The sequence below is a fragment of the Aureibaculum flavum genome (genome assembly GCF_016406085.1).
Classification (GTDB): domain Bacteria; phylum Bacteroidota; class Bacteroidia; order Flavobacteriales; family Flavobacteriaceae; genus Aureibaculum; species Aureibaculum flavum.
This window is the reverse complement of the sequence record NZ_JAEHFJ010000009.1, coordinates 85929-106360: the sequence shown is the minus strand read 5'-3', so window position 1 is coordinate 106360 and position 20432 is coordinate 85929. Positions and strand designations below refer to the sequence as shown.

The 20432-nt window shown below is 31.7% G+C and carries 21 protein-coding genes; 10 read left to right on the top strand and 11 right to left on the bottom strand.

The window, feature by feature from the left end; all coding sequences use genetic code 11:
* Window positions 1–19: 19 nt before the first annotated feature.
* Genes JBL43_RS16275 through JBL43_RS16265 form a run of 3 tightly spaced genes read right to left on the bottom strand, consistent with a single transcriptional unit; the run spans window position 20 to window position 2682 of the window.
* Window positions 20–766: a shikimate dehydrogenase family protein gene (locus JBL43_RS16275; protein ID WP_198842466.1), complete on the bottom strand. Its 747-nt coding sequence runs from the start codon at window positions 764–766 to the stop codon at window positions 20–22.
* Window positions 723–1754 carry a DUF368 domain-containing protein gene (locus JBL43_RS16270; RefSeq protein ID WP_198842465.1) on the bottom strand — a complete coding sequence of 344 codons (1032 nt, stop codon included), beginning with the start codon at window positions 1752–1754 and terminating at the stop codon, window positions 723–725. The genes JBL43_RS16275 and JBL43_RS16270 overlap by 44 nt, the downstream gene beginning before the upstream one ends.
* A 1-nt stretch (window position 1755) precedes the next feature.
* Window positions 1756–2682 carry a polyprenyl-phosphate transporter gene (locus JBL43_RS16265; RefSeq protein WP_198842464.1) on the bottom strand — a complete coding sequence of 309 codons (927 nt, stop codon included), beginning with the start codon at window positions 2680–2682 and terminating at the stop codon, window positions 1756–1758.
* Window positions 2683–2824: 142 nt separating this feature from the next.
* Between JBL43_RS16265 and JBL43_RS16260 the strand changes: the two genes are divergently transcribed.
* The 3 genes from JBL43_RS16260 to JBL43_RS16250 are packed head-to-tail and all read left to right on the top strand — an operon-like array spanning window position 2825 to window position 5862.
* Window positions 2825–3547 carry a glycosyltransferase family 2 protein gene (locus JBL43_RS16260; protein ID WP_198842463.1) on the top strand — a complete coding sequence of 241 codons (723 nt, stop codon included), beginning with the start codon at window positions 2825–2827 and terminating at the stop codon, window positions 3545–3547.
* Entirely contained in the window at window positions 3544–4182 is a 639-nt protein-coding gene (locus JBL43_RS16255; RefSeq protein ID WP_198842462.1) for a lipid-A-disaccharide synthase N-terminal domain-containing protein, read from the top strand. The genes JBL43_RS16260 and JBL43_RS16255 overlap by 4 nt, the downstream gene beginning before the upstream one ends.
* 51 nt (window positions 4183–4233) lie before the next feature.
* Window positions 4234–5862 (top strand): ArnT family glycosyltransferase, encoded by a 1629-nt coding sequence (locus tag JBL43_RS16250; protein ID WP_198842461.1) that lies wholly within the window; start codon window positions 4234–4236, stop codon window positions 5860–5862.
* Here JBL43_RS16250 and JBL43_RS16245 read toward each other — a convergent pair.
* A complete protein-coding gene (locus tag JBL43_RS16245) occupies window positions 5859–7244 on the bottom strand; it encodes a tetratricopeptide repeat protein (protein WP_233098811.1) in 1386 nt (461 codons plus the stop codon). The two genes, JBL43_RS16250 and JBL43_RS16245, sit on opposite strands and share 4 nt — an antisense overlap.
* Window positions 7245–7405: 161 nt before the next feature.
* On the opposite strand from JBL43_RS16245, the gene pyrR reads away from it, so the two are divergent.
* The 5 genes from pyrR to JBL43_RS16220 are packed head-to-tail and all read left to right on the top strand — an operon-like array spanning window position 7406 to window position 10557.
* Entirely contained in the window at window positions 7406–7948 is a 543-nt protein-coding gene (gene pyrR, locus JBL43_RS16240; protein ID WP_117884433.1) for a bifunctional pyr operon transcriptional regulator/uracil phosphoribosyltransferase PyrR, read from the top strand.
* Between the two features lies 1 nt (window position 7949).
* Window positions 7950–8879, top strand: coding sequence for an aspartate carbamoyltransferase catalytic subunit (locus JBL43_RS16235; protein WP_198842460.1), 930 nt, complete (start codon window positions 7950–7952; stop codon window positions 8877–8879).
* Complete coding sequence (locus JBL43_RS16230) at window positions 8876–9208, top strand: ribonuclease Z (protein WP_198842459.1); 333 nt, start codon at window positions 8876–8878, stop codon at window positions 9206–9208. Before JBL43_RS16235 ends, JBL43_RS16230 begins: the two co-directional genes overlap by 4 nt.
* Before the next feature lie 39 nt (window positions 9209–9247).
* Complete coding sequence (locus JBL43_RS16225) at window positions 9248–9604, top strand: T9SS type A sorting domain-containing protein (protein WP_198842458.1); 357 nt, start codon at window positions 9248–9250, stop codon at window positions 9602–9604.
* 2 nt (window positions 9605–9606) lie between these two features.
* The gene (locus tag JBL43_RS16220) at window positions 9607–10557 is read left to right on the top strand and encodes a ribonuclease Z (RefSeq protein WP_198842535.1); all 951 of its coding nucleotides are present in this window, start codon (window positions 9607–9609) and stop codon (window positions 10555–10557) included.
* On the opposite strand, the gene JBL43_RS16215 is transcribed toward JBL43_RS16220, so the two are convergent.
* The 7 genes from JBL43_RS16215 to JBL43_RS16185 form a co-directional block, all read right to left on the bottom strand.
* The gene (locus JBL43_RS16215; protein WP_198842457.1) at window positions 10538–11173 is read right to left on the bottom strand and encodes a helix-turn-helix domain-containing protein; all 636 of its coding nucleotides are present in this window, start codon (window positions 11171–11173) and stop codon (window positions 10538–10540) included. The genes JBL43_RS16220 and JBL43_RS16215 overlap by 20 nt on opposite strands.
* A 710-nt stretch (window positions 11174–11883) precedes the next feature.
* Window positions 11884–12819: a T9SS type A sorting domain-containing protein gene (locus JBL43_RS16210; RefSeq protein ID WP_198842456.1), complete on the bottom strand. Its 936-nt coding sequence runs from the start codon at window positions 12817–12819 to the stop codon at window positions 11884–11886.
* Window positions 12806–15127, bottom strand: a complete 2322-nt coding sequence (locus JBL43_RS16205; protein ID WP_198842455.1) for a lipase family protein — start codon at window positions 15125–15127, stop codon at window positions 12806–12808. The genes JBL43_RS16210 and JBL43_RS16205 overlap by 14 nt, the downstream gene beginning before the upstream one ends.
* A gap of 82 nt (window positions 15128–15209) precedes the next feature.
* Window positions 15210–15812, bottom strand: coding sequence for a Riean_0653 family protein (locus JBL43_RS16200; protein ID WP_198842454.1), 603 nt, complete (start codon window positions 15810–15812; stop codon window positions 15210–15212).
* A 90-nt stretch (window positions 15813–15902) separates the two neighbouring features.
* Window positions 15903–16526, bottom strand: coding sequence for a hypothetical protein (locus JBL43_RS16195; RefSeq protein WP_198842453.1), 624 nt, complete (start codon window positions 16524–16526; stop codon window positions 15903–15905).
* Window positions 16523–17050 (bottom strand): DUF481 domain-containing protein, encoded by a 528-nt coding sequence (locus JBL43_RS16190; RefSeq protein WP_198842452.1) that lies wholly within the window; start codon window positions 17048–17050, stop codon window positions 16523–16525. The genes JBL43_RS16195 and JBL43_RS16190 overlap by 4 nt, the downstream gene beginning before the upstream one ends.
* Window positions 17051–17338: 288 nt before the next feature.
* A complete protein-coding gene (locus tag JBL43_RS16185) occupies window positions 17339–17701 on the bottom strand; it encodes a CoA-binding protein (protein WP_198842451.1) in 363 nt (120 codons plus the stop codon).
* A gap of 169 nt (window positions 17702–17870) precedes the next feature.
* Between JBL43_RS16185 and JBL43_RS16180 the strand changes: the two genes are divergently transcribed.
* Together JBL43_RS16180 and JBL43_RS16175 are read left to right on the top strand one after the other, a co-directional pair.
* Entirely contained in the window at window positions 17871–19466 is a 1596-nt protein-coding gene (locus JBL43_RS16180; RefSeq protein WP_198842450.1) for an alanine/glycine:cation symporter family protein, read from the top strand.
* A gap of 20 nt (window positions 19467–19486) precedes the next feature.
* Window positions 19487–20404, top strand: a complete 918-nt coding sequence (locus tag JBL43_RS16175; RefSeq protein ID WP_198842449.1) for a ComEA family DNA-binding protein — start codon at window positions 19487–19489, stop codon at window positions 20402–20404.
* Window positions 20405–20432: the final 28 nt, after the last annotated feature.

Below are 20432 nucleotides of genomic sequence, written 5' to 3'. Positions count from 1 at the left end.
TGCGTAAAGCACAGTGAACCTATAAGTTCCAGATCTCCCACGCTTTTTCAGCTTGTAATTCTAACATTTTAGATCCATTTACAATTTTAGCTCCTTTTTGCTCTCCTTTTGCTAAAAAAGTAGTTTTATCAGGATTGTAAATTAGGTCAAACAACAGATGCTTGTCGGTAAGGTATTCATAAGGAATATTGGGACATTTATCTACATCAGGAAATGTTCCTAAAGGTGTACTGTTTACGATCACTGTATAATCACGCATTACTTCCTCTGTTATTTGATCATATGAAATCTGACCAGCTACGGGTGTACGAGATACTACTGTATATTCAATATTTAGTTTTTTAAGCACATATAATATGGCTTTTGACGCCCCTCCAGTACCTAATACCAACGCATTTTTATGATGAGATTTTATCCAAGGCTTTATAGACTCTTGAAAGCCATAATAATCCGTATTGAATCCAATCAATTTATGATCATTAGTTATTTTAATAGTATTCACTGCTCCTATTTCTTGAGCTACACCATCAATCCTATCTAAATAAGTTATTATTTTTTCTTTGTAGGGAATTGTCACATTAAAACCTGAAACTCCTTTCAAATTGATTTCAGAAAACTCTTTAATGTTTTGAAAATCAAAATTACCATATTCGTGATTGACTAAATTTAATTCCTTAAATTTTTTAGTAAAATAATGTCTCGAAAAGGAATAGGAAATGTCTTTACCTATCAATCCGAATTTTCTTTTTTTTAGCATTTTTTCCATAAAAATCAATTAATAAAACAATTCCAATTCCTAATAACATAAAAGTAATGGCCAACCATGTTTCTGTTTCTGTAAAGTCTGGAATAAATCGTTTGTAGTTTTCTATTACTTTATGTCCTTTAGAATCAAGTAAAAAATGGCCGTTATCTAACTTATAAACTGCACGTTTCCATGGCCACACTATGCCCAAAGAACCACTAATAAACCCAATAATTACAGCAGTTACTAATTGATGCCATCGTTTTAATACGTACGCCAGTATTTGAGAGGTAAACACTAAGCCAAAGACAGAACCAGCTCCAAAAACGCCAACAATCTTTAAATAACGTATTCTAACTACATCTTTTAAAAATTGAAAATCTCCTTGAAAAATATCAATAATGGTTTTGTATAACATATTAACGGAATCCACCAACAGCAGTACATAGTTCCCTAACAATATTAAAATAAATGAGCCCGACAATCCCGGTAAGGTCATTCCTGTCACACCAATTATCCCACAAAAAAACACAAAAAACAAATTGTCATTTTCTTTTGCAGGGCTCATAAAGCTAATGGCGATACCCACTGAAATTCCGAAAAATATTCCTATGATATTCTTCGTAGACCAATCTTTGAACTGCTTACTGATATAATATATAGAGCCTATTATCATTCCAAAAAAAGAACTCCATACGAACAGCTCGTAATTTTTTATAAAATAATCAAGTACCTGAGAAACTGTAAAATAACTAAAAATACTACCCGAAAAAATTAAGATTAAGAATTGTGCATTGGTATATTTATAAAAACTTTTAAAACGTCCGTTTAACAATAATTTAAACGCTTTTCCATTAACCTTTTGTAATGAATAAATTAACTCTTCATAAAAACCACCGACAAAAGCTACTATACCTCCGGAAACACCTGGTACTTTATTTGCCGCACCCATAGCCAACCCTTTCAAAAAAAGGAAAAACCTATCCGAAATGGTACGCTCTCTAGACATATTATCCGACTTTCACTTTTGAAAATTTTTCTAATCCGTAAATTACTACAACCCCTAAAATTGCCAACAAGCACGCCCAAACAATCTCAGGATTTCCACCATAATTAAATGGTGAAATACTTTCTTCCATAAAAGGAACTTCCTCTCCATGAGAGTTTGTACGCCATGAAAGAATTTCTTTCCAAGGCCAAATTTTATTTAAGGAACCTGCAATAAATCCTGTTAACAACGCCAAAGTAACGTTTCTATATTTATCAAAAAGCCATTTCAATACTCTTGAAAAGGCTAACAAACCAACGATAGCACCTACAGCAACCGTAAATAGCGTTTTGAAGTCTCTTTCATCAATAGCGGTTATTACAGGTTTATAAGCACCGAGTAACAGCAAAATAAAGCCTCCAGAAATACCAGGTAATATCATCGCACATATAGCCAAAGCACCTGACATTAATAAAAACCATGTAGAGGTGTCATGAGCGGCAACAGGTGGCAAAATTGTAATATAGTAACCGATTGCTGTGCCTAAAAATAAAACCACCACTTTTAAAATATTCCATTCTTGAATTTGTTTTCCTACAAAAAACACAGATGCCAATACCAATCCGAAAAAGAAGGCCCATAATAAAACGGGTTCATTAATTAGTAAATATTTTATGAGTTTGGCTAAAGAAAGAATACTAATTCCTATTCCCAACAAAAGTGCAAACAAAAAATTTCCATTTATCACCTTCCATGCAGCTTTTACGCCTTCTTTTCTTAAAATTTTTAATGCATTCAAATTTATACCACTAATAGTATCTAACAACTCTTCATAAATACCAGAAATAAAAGCAATGGTACCACCCGATACTCCTGGCACAACATCCGCTGCCCCCATAGCAATTCCTTTTAAAGTAATTGCGATATATTCTCTTAGACTCCTTTGCATAAATAATAAAAATTAGCCCCAAATATAGTTAAATTGTTTGGAGCTATTTTTTAAGAAGTCCTGTTATTTCATTTTTTAAATATTTGTACATTTGCAAAATCTAACTGGTTTAAACCAGTCCACTATCTAAATCAATAAGCCTATGGAGTATAGAATGACTATTATCATTCCCGTTTTTAATGAAATTGACAATTTAGATAGGATATTCAGCACTTTTACTGATTATTTTTCAAAAAGTAAAACCAAAAGTAAAGTTCTCTTTATTGATGATGGATCAACAGATAAAAGTTTCGATAAAATTGTCGAAATATGTACTGACAATCCTGATTTTGAATTTCTTAAATTTAAGGAAAATTGTGGACTCAGTGCTGCAATTAAGGCAGGTATAGATCATATTGACACCCAGTTAATTGGTTATATTGATGCTGACCTTCAGACCACACCATACGATTTTGACATCTTGTTAGAAGACATAGATAATTACCAAGCTGTTATTGGATTTCGAGGTAAAAGAAAAGATACCTTAAATAAAAAAATACAATCGTTAATTGCCAATAGTATTAGACGTGGTTTAATTAATGACGGTATTACAGATACAGGTTGTCCTCTAAAAGTAATCCATACTGAATCTGCTAAAAGAATTCCGTTTTTTAAGGGAATGCATCGTTTTATACCCGCATTAATACTGCTACAAGATGGTAAAATAAAACAAATTAAAGTTCAGCATTTTGAGCGTATTGCAGGTCAATCTAAATTCAATATTTTTAACCGTTCTTTTAAAGCTCTTTGTGATACTTTCGGATATAGATGGATGCGTAGAAGGTATATTAATTATACCATAGAAAAGTCAAAAATCGGTTCATGAGCGATTTGCTTTCATATAAGTACGTCGTTTATAGTATAGGTTTTGCTGCTCAAATATTATTTTCAGCTCGCTTGTTATTACAATGGATTCAATCTGAAAAAGTTAAAAAAGTACTAACGCCGGAACTGTTTTGGCAATTAAGTTTAATTGCTTCTTTTTTATTGTTTATTTATGGCTGGTTGCGAGATGATTTTGCAATTATGCTCGGACAATGCTTAACCTATTTTATATACATCAGAAATATGCAATTGCAAGGTTCTTGGAAAAAATTACCTGCTTTTTTGCGTGGTTTTTTATTTGCTTTTCCTTTTTTAATTGCTGTTTATTCATTTAATAATGATCAAATAGATATAGAACGTTTATTTAGAAATGAAGACATACCTCTTAATTTATTAATATGGGGAAGCGTTGGGCAAATTATTTTCACGCTACGTTTTGTATATCAATGGATCTATTCTGAGCGTAAAAAAGAATCTACTTTACCTTTTGGATTTTGGCTTTTAAGTTTGGTAGGTTCGCTAATGATTTTAAGTTATGCCATTATCAGAAGAGACCCAGTATTGTTTATTGGCCAATTATTTGGGTTTGTTATTTATAGTAGAAATATCGTTTTACTGCTAAAACAAGATAAATAAAAATCCTTATTGGGTAATTCATTTTTAGAAGGTTAATTAAATTACATTTAGATGAAAAATAATTTCAATTTCAACATATTTATAATCATTGCTGCTGTTGCCCTTTTTATTAATGTGGGTTCATATGGTGTCTTAGAAAGTAGCGATGCTAGATACGCAGAAATTGGTAGAGCAATGTATGCCACTGGAGATTATGTTCATCCTAATCTATTAGATGTTCATCATTATCATAAACCTCCTTTTACCTATCAAATTACGGCATTGGGTTATGAAATATTTGGTGTTAATCCATTTGGAGCACGGTTCTTTTTGCAGTTGGCTGTTTTGTTGCAAATTCTATTAGTCTATAAATTGACCATTTTACTTTTCAATACTAAAAAAACGGCCTTGTGGGCCTCTATTATTTATTTTACGTTTCCCTTGGTTTTAATTTCCTCGCGAAACTTGACTACGGATGCTTTTTTAGCCACTTTTGCCTTACTGAGTATTTACAGTTGGGTGAATTACCGTAAAACGGGATTTTTAAAATGGTTGTATATATTCACCATAAGTTTAGCCTTAGGCTTTTTAACGAAAGGCCCCGTTATATTTATCGTCCCCGTTATATTTATTATATTTTATAATCGTACCGAAAAAGCAAAGCGAAAATTTTCTTTCCATCATATATTAGCATGGACCTTATTTCTAGGTATTGCATCTTCATGGTTTATCTATTTAGGTCTTCAAAACCCAGCTTTTGTAGATTATTTTTTAGGGAAACAAACTGCTGATCGCTTCTCTAAAAATGCCTTTGGAAGAACCGAACCGTTTTGGTATTTCTTAGCTTTTGCTCCAGTAGTGGGATTACCTTGGTTCTTAGCTCTACTCTATTTATTAAAAGACCAAAAGAGCCTATTTAAATTTAAAACATTGCATTTTGCCTTGTTAATTGCCGTGCTGATACCGTTAGTATTCTTTTCAATCTCCTCTTCAAAACGTATTTTATATATACTGCCACTATATAGTTTAATTGCTGTTCTAACAGCTCACTTATTTTCAAAAATTGAAATAGGAAAAGTTAAAGTTGTAAACGGAATTATTTTGGGGTTTTCTGGTCTTATCACCTTAGCGTTTATCGTTGCTCCATTTATTGATTTTGGTATTGATTTTCCGTTTTATTTAGCCATTGCTAGTGCCGTCATTTTAATACTAATTATTACTATCTATACTTCTAAAGTATTAGAAGTAAAATCAAAACCTATATTCACTTCCTTGTTGATTGCTTTATTGCTATTGATAAGTAGTTCTGTTATATTTTCTAAAAACGAGTTAAAGGTTAATGGTACTAGACCAATAACGGATTTTATACTTCAAGAAAACTTAAATAACAGATCAATTTTAGTGTATAATACAAGAAAATCAGCCATTGCATTTGGCTTGAATAAATCTATTATTTCTTTATATGATGGAGACGAATCTTTGAATAGAGAAACCCAATTTGAAGAAGATTTAAATTGGAAAAAACACCTTATCAACCTGCAAAACCCTGATGAGTTCAATAGTTTACATGAAATTACTAAAAATCCAACGGTACTGTTAGTCTACAAAAAACCATTACCAGAAAAGTTACTATGGTTAGAAAATAGTTATAACTCTAAAAAAGTGATTGGAAAATGGACGATTTATTATTCGAAGCGTTAAGAAGTCGCAATTAAAACCCGAACCGCTTCTAAATCATATACGGAAGGGTACAATTCTTTAATGATATAATGATAATCATAATCAATTTTTAAGGCCACTTTAAGTAATGCTAAGCCCTCATTTTCTTTTTGACTTAAGATATGTAGTCCAGCCAAACGATATTCAATTTCAGCAAAATCCTCATATAATTTCTTGGCCCTCAATAACACTGCAATAGCATCATCAAAATCGCCAATAAATTGCAATATATCTGCCAATGCTATAAAAATATCTAAGGTATAGTCTTCTAAATCTAAACATTTCTGAAAGCCTTTTGTAGCCTCTTCGTAAAAATTTAATTTCAGATTAATCTCAGCATACCGCATCCAATAAATTGAATTATCCTCATCTATTAATAATGCTTTATTAATGAAATAAAGTGCCTTTTGGTAATCCTTATTTTTAACATATAAATTAGTAAGGGCAAGCCATCCTTTATCTAACAAAGGATCTTCCTTTACGGTAATATTATAATATTTAAGGGCCTGTTTTGTAACCCCCATTTGCTCATAGCAATTGGCGATTCTAAGATAAGCAAATGATGTACCATCATCCAAGCTAATCGTCAATTGATAATTGGCTATAGCCTCTTCAAACCTACCTAATTCTTCAAGCGTTTTTGCTTTTTCCAGATAGGCTCCAATAAAATATTCGTCAATTAAAATGGAATAATCAAATGCACTTAGTGCCTCTAAAAAGTTATCCATCATAAAGTACTGTCGACCTAACTGATGCCAAGCAATTTCGCTATATGGATCTTTCTCTATATAATTTAATAAATAATCAATAGCTTCTTTATGCTGATCTAGCATATCAAAACAATAAATTACATTATACAAAGCTGAATAGTCATCAAATTCTACTTCCAAACATTTAGCAAAATTCAATCGAGCCGTATCAAAATCTTCCATATACAAATATTCCATGCCTATCATAGAATAAACATCCGCTTCATCTTCGGTATATAAAAGTGCTTGATTCAACGCCAAAATAGCATCTATATGTTTGTCCTTTTTAGACAACAAACTGGCTTTATGAAGAAAAACTTGATCGTTTAATGGCTCAATTTCTTCCAATTCAATTAATAACTCTTCCGCTTTATTAATTTTATCTTCATATAAGAGCACCTCAACAAAGGCCAATTTTAAAGCTACAGAATCAGGATGTTGTCTCAACCCTAAATCTAAAGCCTTTTTAGCCAATGACATCTTACCAACATTCATATAGTGTATAATAATTTCTTCAAATTCAGTTGAATCGAAAAAATATACGCTATTTGTTTTCAACATTGATTCAAATTTTGATAATGGAATTTCATCATCATCACTTTGAAATGCGTGCATATAATCAGGTTTTCTTATGAATTTAAAATTACTCTAAACTCTTTTTTTATCAGGCGTACAGCCTAAATGTTGTTAACAAATTAATTAACACGTTATAAACCGTTTTAATTATTAAAAAAAAATGTATTTTTGTCCTACAATCAAAGGCTCGCACTGCTCTAATGGCAAAGAAGACATTACTTAACGCAAAAGATATTCACATCATCCTACATCGCTTGGCTTGTCAGCTCATTGAAAATCATAACGATTTTAAGGACACAGTATTAATTGGTTTGCAACCAAGGGGTATTTTTCTTGCCAAGAGATTAAAAGAAATTTTACAGAATGATTATAACATCTCTAATATTAAACTGGGACAGCTAGATATTACTTTTTATCGTGATGATTTTAGACGTAGAGATGAACCTTTGGCTGCCAGCAATACAACTATTGACTTTATTGTTGAGGACAAAAATGTGGTTATTATTGATGATGTTTTGTTTTCAGGTAGAAGTGTACGATCAGCCTTAACGGCTCTACAGTCATTTGGACGACCAGAATCAATAGAATTGTTAGTATTAATAGACAGAAGATTTAGTAGACATTTACCAATTCAACCTAACTATAAAGGAAGACAAGTGGATGTTATTAATTCAGAAAAAGTAAAAGTATCTTGGCTCGAAAACGATAAAAAAGATGCCGTTTACTTATTAAGCAATAATTAAAATGAAAGCGTTAAGCACAGAGCATTTATTAGGAATCAAATATCTCAAAAATGAAGATATTAATCTAATTTTTGAAACAGCAGACCATTTTAAAGAAGTCATAAATAGACCCATTAAAAAAGTTCCTTCACTACGAGATATTACTATTGCCAACTTGTTTTTTGAAAATAGTACACGTACTAAATTATCTTTTGAACTTGCTGAAAAAAGGCTTTCTGCAGATATAATTAATTTTTCAGCAAGTCAATCTTCAGTAAAAAAAGGAGAAACGCTTATTGACACCGTAAACAACATTCTTTCCATGAAAGTTGATATTGTTGTAATGCGACATCCTAATGTTGGTGCAGGAGTATTTTTATCGAAACACGTTGATGCTCGAATTATAAATGCAGGTGATGGTGCTCACGAACATCCAACACAAGCCTTATTAGACAGTTACTCTATTAAAGAAAAACTAGGCACCGTTAAAGGTAAAAAAATAGTCATTATTGGTGATATCTTGCACTCAAGAGTGGCCTTATCAAATATTTTTGCCTTACAATTACAAGGAGCTCAAGTAAAAGTTTGTGGTCCCACAACATTAATACCTAAACATATTACAAGTTTAGGTGTAGAAGTTGAGACGAATTTAAGAAAGGCGTTAGAATGGTGCGATGTGGCTAACGTTTTACGTGTACAGCATGAGCGAATGGATATTAAATATTTCCCTTCTATCAGAGAGTACACACAGCTTTTCGGCATAAATAAGCAACTGCTAGACAGTCTTGGCAAGAAAATTGTAATAATGCATCCAGGACCTATTAACAGAGGTGTAGAAATTACAAGCGATGTTGCTGATTCAGATCAGTCAATCATCTTAAATCAAGTAGAAAATGGTGTTGCAATTCGCATGGCTGTTATCTATTTATTAGCTCAACAAATAAAAAAATGATTATAGAAAAAACAGAAATAGCGACTGTTATTAGAAATGAAAAATTATCAATTCTTGATTTTTTTTCGAATTTCTCAAAAAATTATGCTAAATTTAAAAATGAGAATCTCATTCTTGATTTTTCTAAGTCTAAAGGGGTAGATAAAGAAAATATCTTGTTATTTTTGCCGATTGTAAAACAACATAAAAATAATGGCATGTCTGTTGTTTTTATTTTAAATGAAATTGAGGCAGATAACTTCCCTGATGAAATAATTGTTGTGCCTACACTCGTTGAAGGCAATGATATTATAGAAATGGAAAATATTGAACGGGACTTAGGTTTTTAATACAAAATGGGAATAATTAAATAAAACTTTAAATAGCTTATGGTTAGAAAACTACTTTTATTACTTTTATTGGTTTCATTTTCTTCAGCGGTTGTAGCACAACAGCAGAAAAAAAATAGCAGTACCCAAGATTCGGTGACTGCTCTTAAAGAAATTGTGGCCTCACCCAACCCTTTTAGCGTTACAACTAAAATTAAATTTCAAGCAAGAGCTGTTTTTGAAATATTATTTTCAGTTAAAGACCTAATTGGAAACGTAGTTTATTCTCAAAAGTATACTACAAAAGTTGGTGCGAACTCAATTCCCTTCTATAGAGACAAATTAGATTCGGGAATTTACATCTATTCATTAAAAACAAACACTGAAATTAAATCTAAACGTATTGTTATAAAGTGAGCATTAGTTTGACCATATTAGGCTGTCATTCAGCCACACCAAGAACATTTGCACATCCAACATCACAGTATTTAGAAATTAATAACAGACGTTTTTTAATTGATTGTGGTGAAGGAACTCAGGTGCAATTGCGGAAATATAAAATTAAATTTTCGACCATTGGTCACATCTTTATATCTCATTTACATGGTGATCATTTTTTTGGATTAATAGGCTTAATTTCAACATTTGGACTGTTAAACCGTAAAAATGATTTACACATTTATGCCCCAACTGGGCTAAAAGAGATTATACTATTACAATTGAAAACGAGTAATTCTTGGCCTCAGTTTGATATAATATTTCATGAGCTTACTAGCTCTAAAAGTGAACTCATTTTTGAAGATGATAAAATGGAAGTATTCACAATTCCTTTAGAGCATCGCGTGTATACCAATGGCTATTTATTCAAAGAAAAAGTTGGCGAAAGAAAATTAAATATAAACGCCATTAAAAAATATTCTGAGATTGAAATTTGCGATTACCAGAATTTAAAAGATGGTAAAGATTTTGTAAAAGCGAATGGTCAGCTAATAACAAATGAGCAACTTACTTTTAACCCAAATAAACCACTCAGCTATGCATTTTGTAGCGATACTGTGTACAAACCAGAGATAACTTCAATAATAAAGAAGGTTGATTTGTTATATCATGAATCCACTTTTTTAAAAGACAGACAAGAAACTGCTGTTAGAACGAAACACTCCACTGCAGAAGAAGCAGCTAAAATAGCCAAAGAAGCAAAAGTAGGTCAATTGATACTAGGTCATTATTCCAGTAGATATGAAGACCTCAATCTATTTAAGAAGGAAGCTGAAACTGTTTTTGACAATGTTACATTAGCTAAAGAAGGCAAAACGATTAAAATTGATAGTAAAATTCCTGATGAGCTAATTATTGCTCATCAAAATTAAGCACTGACTTTTTATATTGCACTGGGGTTATACCAGTATGCTTTTTAAATGCCGAATAAAATGTAGATTTAGAATTAAAACCCGATTCCATCCCAATACTTAATATTTTATAGTTTGCATACGCTACATCTTTTAAAAGTTCTTTTGCTTGATTTACACGGTAATCATTGATATAATCGGTAAAACTGGTTTTATTTCCTTTATTAATAATTGACGACAGAAAACTAGTACTGATTTTTAACTCTTCGGCTAAAGATTCCAAACTCAACTTTGCATCTGTAAATTTTTTGGTATTATTAATATAACTATCGATTTCTATAAATTGAGCATGTTGTTTTTTGTCATCAATATCATCTTCATTACGTATTTTAACAGGTTGACTTACAGCTATCCTGCTTCTTATTTGGTTTCTAATGAATATTCGATTATTTACAAATCGCAGTTGATTAGTACCGTGATAGCCCAACCAATATATTAGAATTGATATACTAATTCTTATAGGGTCATAATATTTTGATGGATTAAACTTTGAAAGTTCGTGACTCTTATAAAGAGCAATTATCCACAATAAAACCAACCCCATAGAGAAAAAAAGAAAAAACTTAATCCAATTCAAATTGTCAAAATTTAATATAAAGAGAAGTTCTTTTTTATAAGTAAAAATGATATAAACCGAATAATAAAAAATTGAAATACTATATACGAATATGATAGTCTCTTCAATTAAATTGTATTGATTAATAAAACCATCAATATATTCTTGGCTATAATCATGAGTATTTAAATAGATCAATAAAACTAGCCTTGTTATTACGGCCACTGCAAATAGAACGATTGAAAATACAAGGAAAGATTTATACCTTTTGTTAAATTTCAAGTAATTGATCAAAAACAAATAAAACATGGGTACTAAAAAAAAGTACCAAGGAATTTGCATGTACTTTATATAAAAATTGTTGGAAATAAAATTCTTATTTATCAACCATGCCTGTAAATTATTAGCTGAAAGAAAAAAAATCGTCAGGTTTAAAAACAGTATTGCTTTGTTTGATAATTTATTTTTAAAAAAGGTAATAATATTAAATAAAAATCCCTGAATGACACCGGCAATAAGAAGTATATTCAACAAGTTAAAACCGTTGGATTGCATATTTTGATTGGTACCAAGGAACAATAAATTATTTCTTTCTAAGTTAGCGACAAATTAAAACTCCTAATTATAAGCATTAAAGATATACCAAATTCATTAAAAAACATACAAATCCCACAGAAAAAAACCGCTTCAACTATTGTAGCGGTTTTTAAATAATCACTTATTTTAGAGTTTTAATCAATAATAATTTGATGTGTTTCCTCTTTCTTACCTTGTATTATTTTTAAAATATACACCCCTGTTCTAAATCCTGAAATATTAATTGCTGTTAAATTCTCTAATTTTCCCTTAGCAATTTGTTTTTTACTTATATTATAGATTTCATAAGCATACATCTCTTTGGGCTTCCATGAAAAAGCAGCTTTTTCAATTGTATTTACTTTTTCTATTGTCAATATATCAGAAACAGGATTTGGATATACAGAAAATGCTTTATTACCGCAAGGCATAACACCAACACCCAAATCTACCCAATCTGACCATCCACAGGCATTATGGGCTTTTACTTTGATAATTGGGTTGCTTGATATTGGTCGAATCCTAACAACAGAATTGTTATTTGAATCATTAGAATTATAGGTTATAATTGCACCGCTTACATTCCATTGCCAATCATCTATACCCTCATCATAATCATGTTTTACTTGAACATAGTTGGGTTGAGCATCGCACAACACATATATTGGAGTATTAGTATTAGGAGTTCTTAGCCGAATATCTAAAGGTAAAATTACTTTTAAAGCTATACTCTTTGTAATACTCGTATATGGCATAACTGCTTTTACATAGGCACCTGAAGAATTTGGTGAATTAACTGGCTTTACGGTTACACTTGTATTGGTCGTTCTAATAACTTGTAATTGTGATGATACCTGCCAGTTAACTGTACCTGACACTTTACATGGGTCTATTGAATAAGTTTCCGTTTCACCTGCACATAAATTATTGCTTCCGCTGATATCACTGTTTTTTAAATAAACGGTTGGTGGCTGCGGATCATTATCTAATTCTTTAAAGAACCACTCCACGCTTTTATCATTAAAACTAGTGTGCTGCGTATTTTCAACTTCACCATAATAGCTGTCAAAATAAGTTTCATTTGTACACAAGATTACGATTTAATGGATTTTTCCAATTCTGATTTGGATTTTTATGTGCTATTGCTGAGAAAGTCGGGATAAAAGAACCAAATCTAGAATTTTTTCTGGATTCCAATCTTGTAGTTTTCTCATCGAAGAATAATCCAATGCCCCAATCATTAACATAAAAACCTAAGTTCATTCCCATAGTACTCACAGTCCAATCCGTATCGGAAGATTCACCCATTATAGCAGTGTGTATTTCATCATACGCATTGAAAAAACCTCCAGGGACAATATCCATATTTCCTCTTGAATTTATATTTGGTGAACGCGTGGTTCTATCATTAAAACCTTTTTTAAAACGTGCAATTCTTTCATCCCCTCCATTATATGGCATTGTATGAGATTCCATACTTGCTGTATGAACATCCCAACATCCAATAACACAGACCTTATTGAACCCTCTAATATTAACAGTCTGTGTACTGTTGGCGTCGTACGCACCAAAAACGTTTCCCGTTGCATTATCTTTAAGGGCCTTAGACCCAGTAAGCGAACCATTTACTAAAGCTATTTTCCTTAAGTTTTGTGGATAACCATCCGAACCTTCCAAACCATTATTTTGCAGGTTATTATAATATTTACGATAAAATTCCGAGCCATCATCTCTTGGAAAACCCTGACTGGCTACTCTTCCATTCAAGTTATCTTGATTGACCAGATGATAATTTCCCCCACGTTGTTGATGAAACTCAATTAGTTGTTGTCTAGCTGCTACTGAGCCCAATTGTTTTTCATAAAACTCAGTAGCTTTATCATTTCCATCTTCTTTTAATAAATTCAATAGAGCTTGGGCACCCATCGGTATGTTAGCCCCTAGATGTGGACTATCTACACTTACCCATAGTCGTGTGTTATGTGGTATTTGGTTCTTTTCCATGTATGCCAACGCATAACGACTTATTTGCCCTCCCATACTTGGACCAACAATAACCAACTCTTCATTACTACCATTAGTGGCCACGGCAGTATTTATATGCTGGATAAGACTAACCAAGTTTAAACCATTTCGCTCAATATAGTCAGCACCTCCATCAATAAGATTCCAACCCGGTTGTGTACAGCGGTTGTTTTCTTCGTCATAAAGGTCTGTGCTTATGGCGTGCGGTGCTGCTACTTCCACACAGTAGTTCGTATTATTAACGATGATAACGTCATATCCTTTTAATCTGAGTTGATTAATTAGGGGAATTTCTTCCAATTCACCTGCGTCATTCAAGTTATAATAGTTCATAACATCCTCAACCGCCCTATCTTTTCCTTCCCTGTAAAAATCATAATCGCAACGCAGTATTTTTCTTTTATCTTGCGGGTCAAAGCCATCAATAATGATAAGGGGCTTGTTTAATACTTTATCGTTTTTAATTTTATCATAAAAAATACGATAATCACTCCTACCATTAAACGCGAACGATTCTTCATAACCTTTAAAGGAATAGTCGGAAATAATAAAGTGGTCTTCTTTTAACCTGTCGGTATCGCAATTTACATTAGCTAACTTCTTAAACTGCCCTGAAGCGTATTTTAGTTTTAATTTAGCCTTAGTTGTTACAACATTATTGTCCTTATAGGTAATATTAAATATTAGGGTAAGCTCTCCTTCCTGCGATGGTCTATACGGTATGGATATCTGTTGTTTTTTTAGATTATATTCATTGATTAAAATATGCTGTTTACCGTTACCAAAATCAGCACTAAGGGTTTTTATTTGTTTATTTTCATTTACTTTATTATAAAACAGATCGTTTTTTATATTAAAGGTAATACTATTACCAACTACTTTGTTTTTCATAGCCGCTATAATCGTGGTGTGAAAAGGAAAAAAGGTGGGCTTCTCTTTTATTTGGCTAAATTTTTGGATATTTGCATCAAATAGCAATCCTCCTTTATGGGGTTCTTTTTCGTTATAATTCAATATGTCAAAGTCGGCATTTAGTATGGCAATATCGACTTCATTTATAGCTATGGTATTGTAGATGCGTTCTTTTAACCCGTTTGCAGACACAAACATAGTTTGGTTACTTGCCCGATGTAATTCACTCATGGCTTGTACCATATACGCTTTGGTTGCTGTGTTAAATTCCTTTGATTTATTGAAATTATATAAATTGGCATAGGGTGTAACACGTTCGTAAATTATGCCAGAGTTTACAGAAGATAGGTCAATGTTTGACAACCGATGGTCTAAGCTCTCTTTTTTATCAATTGGGACAATTTGTGCTTCTGATATTATCCCAATTAGAAATACGATACTGAGAAGTAGTTGTTTTTTCATAATTTTGTAATGTTTAAATGATTAATAATTAGATTTATTGATCTATTGAATTGGCGGTTGTTGGTAGCAACTGCCTTTTTTTTTACGGAAAGGGATAGTCAAATATTGTAAATGTATTTATGTCAAACCGGCCATTAGTTATTTCTACGGTATTTGTGCCTCCCTCTTCTGTTAGTATTCCTGAAAAAGTACCTGATACTATACCACCATCTCTTCTCGTAATAATTGTCTTCCCTGAGTTTTTTAATGAACCGTACCATTTAAAAATGCCTTCTTTATAATCATAGGCTCTGATAAATAAATGAGTATGATCATAACTATCTATTCCGTCCTCAAAATTTGACTTTTGCCATATATATTCTCCTAATAAATTTTCCGAAGAAGTTTGAAAATGCATAATAAAATTATTAATTGGCTTACCATCCTGAAAATTATTTACTTCTAATTCATTATATGTATTATCACCACTCCCTATCCAAGAAACTGTATGATTTGTAGAGGGACTGCCTAAAGTACCAGAACCATCCCTTGGGTAAAACAGCTTACCATCAATATAACAGCCAAAAGTGTTTTCGCCAGTTTGAGTAATGGTCGGGAGCATAAAATCTTCATCACCACTGCATGAGCCAGATGTGAACAAAACAACTGCTAATAATAGCATCATAAACTTTTTTAGATTCTTCATAATATTTATTTTAGAATTACATTATAAAATTAGTAAGGTGTATTTAAAAAATCCGTAAACATCCATTTTATATAATATCGGACAACCTTTTTATAATTTAAACCGAACCCCAATATTTATCAAGCCCTCATCTGTCTCCAGTCCTGATGAAAAAATAAACCCTACTACTTCTTCTGTTTTTTCATTTCCGAAACGGTAAGTTTCAAGGGAAAGATATACTTCTAACTTGGGACTTACATCACATAGTAAACCTAGAGATGTGTTTAAATTAATATAAGTTTTATGCTTACTAGCTGTTAAATTATAAACTTCGATAAATTCTTCTTTTAGTGTTATATTTAGGGCTGGACCAGCAGCCACAAAATAGTTTAACCCATTAAAAAATAGTTTACCTCCAAATTTGTAATTGATAGGTACTTTTAAAACCTCCCCTTCATACAAAAAGGTCGTGGAGGGCATACTAAAAAAACTACCAGAACCAGCTGCAAAATGGTCAATTCCAGTTTTAAAATATTTAACTCTAATGGTAAAGCTACTTTTCTTTGTTAAGGAATATTCAGCTCCAATTCCAAAATGAATTTGGATTTTTGAATTCACATCATTAATTCCAGATTCAAATAATAAAAACCAAGTTTTACTTGAATTAACAATACTATCTGATTGTGAATAGGAGTTGATCGAAAATACTAGTATAATAAAGAAGAATAGTTTCATCTTTTCCGCTTTTTAAAATTCCATTGCACTACAATACCAGTATTAAATAATAATTTTAATGAATTAAAATATTCTTCTCCTTTTATACCCAATGAAAAATTATCACTAAGCTGATACCTTAGTCTAATTGATACTGGAAATCCCACAGTATTTGAGCGTTCATACCCTGGATTATCATAATCACTATTGTATTTATAAGAAAAATATCCAGCACCTAAAAAAGTATCTAAAGTCAAGTTTTTATTTAACAAAAGTGATCTTCCATAAAGTAAGCTTACCGCAGAAAAGCTTTCAGAGTCGCCTCCTAAAACATTTAGTTCTCCTCCTAAAGTCGCGGATATTGTAAATAAATTATTTTTATATGCAAAACCAGTTTCTGCTCCTAAACTAAATCCACCAGTGTTTTGTCCCAAAAATAAACCTGGTGAAATTGCAACTGATTTAAAATGAAAAGATTCAATTTTGTTTTGAGACAATAACGATAAAGAAAATGTAAGAAATAACATTACTACTAAATACTTCATAAAGCTTTATTTAAAATTATATTATAAAGCTAAAGAACTGTATTTTAAAAAAGTCCGAAATTATCGTTTGTAGATAAATTCGGACATATTTATTGTTAGTAAAAAGAAAAAAAAAACGGGAGTGGATATGCTGAAGAATAAAACGGAATATTCAAAATTAAGTATGAAGAAACCTGAAGAACGAAGACTTAAACTTAAATTTGAAATAAGTTTGCTATTCAAAAGTTACGTTTAAATAAATCAACAAAGATAAAACTGAAACTACTTGACTCAAAACCTTCTAACCTCTTAATATGCATCAACAGACAACATTACTAAAGTACATGCCACCTCAGCTTTAATATTATTCTCTGTTAATAGTTCAACAAATTCGTCATTTTCGGCACCTGGGTTAAATATTACCCGTTTTGGTTTTAACGATATAATATAGTCGTAATACTCTGTTTGCCTTCTTGCATTAAGATATAATGTAACTGTATCTATGTCTTTAAAATCAGGCTTATCTGTTTCAATTGGAACGGACCCCACTGACCCATTTCTTAATCCGATTGCCCTTACTTCAATATCTTTTTCTAAAAATCTTTTAATAGCTACATAAGAGTACCTGCTGGGTTTGGTAGAAGCACCAAGAACTAAAGTTTTTTTACTCATAAATTAGATTTGGCATTTAGTTTAAATTTCATGCTATAATATACAACTTTTTTCCATATTCACATTGTTACCAGTTGAAGTAATAATAATTTTTACTCTTAAAACTTTCATTAACTCCATTTTTTTTAAGATATTGCAGATTAAATTATAAAAATCAACTCCATTTATTATGAATAAAAAGCTACTAAACTTTATATTTTTGTTAACTCCAATTGCCATTTTTGCACAAGAAGGTGTAGATGAGAAAATTGATCGCATTTTTGGTAATGCTACAGGTTGGTTTGTTGATTTCATTTTTTATCAAATCCCTTTTACTGATCAAATTTCAGTCTATTGGGTATTATTCCCACTTATACTTGGTGCTACTTATTTTACTTTTTATTTTAATCTTATAAGTTTCCGTGGTTTTTGGACTTCAATTAATATTGTTAGAGGGAAATATGATGATCTTGAAGAGAGAAAAAATCATAAGGTTGAAATGGCTAAACTAGAATTTACTGATGAAGAAGATAATCCTGATACCATAAGAGTTGAAGGACATGAAGGAGAAGTCTCTCACTTTCAAGCGTTAACTGCTGCTCTTTCAGCGACTGTTGGTTTAGGTAATATTGCAGGCGTAGCTATTGCCGTTTCTATTGGTGGTGCTGGTGCAACCTTTTGGATGATTGTTGCTGGTCTTTTAGGGATGGCTTCAAAATTTGTAGAATGTACACTTGGTGTAAAATATAGAGATATAGAAGCAGACGGTACCGTTTATGGTGGCCCCATGTATTATTTAACTAAAGGTCTCAAATCTAAAGGTCTTGGTGGCCTAGGTAAAGTATTGGCTGGAGTTTTTGCCGTTTTTGTAATTGGCGGATCTTTTGGTGGTGGTAATATGTTTCAAGTAAATCAAGCTTTTCAATTGGTAGAAAGTATAACTGGTGGTGACGCCTCTTTTTTACATGACAGAGGATGGATGTTTGGACTTGTAATGGCTGTTCTTGTAGGAATTGTAATTATAGGTGGTATTAAAAAAATAGCAAAGGTTACAGATAAAATTGTTCCTTTTATGGTTGTAATTTATGTTACAGCTTCTTTATTCGTTATCATCGCTAATTACGATATGATTGGTGCCGCATTTATGCAAATATTTAATGGTGCCTTTAGCCCTGAAGGTGTTGCTGGTGGTGCAGTAGGTGTTTTAGTACAAGGATTTAGACGTGCTGCATTCTCAAATGAAGCTGGTGTTGGTTCTGCTTCAATTGCTCATTCAGCTGTAAAAACAAAATATGCAGCATCTGAAGGTATGGTTGCATTATTAGAGCCTTTTATCGACACTGTAGTTGTGTGTACCATGACTGCTTTAGTGCTAATTATTACAGGAAATGTTACCGCCGAAAACGCCTCATTAAACGATGCTCAAGCAATTTTACTTACGTCGGGTGCATTTGAATCTGCAATTTCATGGTTTCCATATGTATTGACAATTGCCGTTGTCTTATTTGCTTTTAGTACCATGATATCATGGTCATATTATGGCTTTCAAGGTTGGGCTTATCTTTTCGGAAGATCAAAAAAAATGGAATATACCTACAAGCTTTTATTCTGTATTTTTGTGGTAATCGGTGCAGCTGCAAGTTTAGGATCAGTTATTGGATTTTCAGATGCAATGATATTTGCGATGATGGTTCCAAATATGATCGGACTAATAATTTTAGCTCCAAAAGTAAAACAAGAATTAAATAAATACCTTGCAGCAATCAAGGCAAGAAAAGAAAGTTAATAGTATAAAAACAATATCATATGAAATCTCATTTCTGGTTTAACAAAAGCCAACGGAATGGGATTTTCTTTTTGGTATTAATTATTATTACCCTTCAACTTATTTATTTTTTTGTTATCCCTAAATTTGAAAATAAGGATTCCATTGATACTATGGAAACCATTCAGATTCAACATAAAATTGATTCTATTAAAGAAATTAAAATAGCCGAAAAAGAAAACAAATCTATTCCGAAAATATATCCGTTTAATCCCAGTTATTTAAACGATGCTAAAGGGTATCAATTAGGTATGAATCCTAACGAAATTGACAGACTTTTAGCACACCGATCAGCGGGTAAATTTGTGAATTCTACCAAGCAATTTCAAGAAATAACAAAAATTTCAGACAGTTTACTGGGCGTAATCGCACCCTATTTTAAATTTCCAGATTGGATTACAAATCCTAAAAAAAACGCTAACCACTGGGAGAAAAAAGAGCCTGCTATTTCAAGTACAGCTGATAATTCAACACCAGAAAATAAAAATAAAGCAATTGTAATTAGCGATTTAAACTCAGTAACAGCTGAAGACCTAAGAAAAATTAGCGGTATAGGTGAAAAATTAGCAAAACGAATTATTGACTATCGTAAAAAATTAAGTGGATTTTCTTTTAACACTCAGCTCTACGAAGTTTATTACTTAGATAAGGAAGTTGCAGATAAGGTGTTGCTCAGATACAAAGTACTGTCAAAACCATCAATCGCAAAAATAGATGTAAATACGGCAACTTTTAAAGAGGTTTTGTCAATTGTCTATATTGATTATGAACTTACCAAAAAAATATTTGAATATAGAGATGAAGTTGCTGAGATTCAATTGTTAGAAGAACTCAAAAAAATACCTGACTTTCCCACTGATAAATTTGATAGAATAGCACTATACCTAGAGGTCAAATAAATAGGTTGAAGTCACACTTTCACACCAC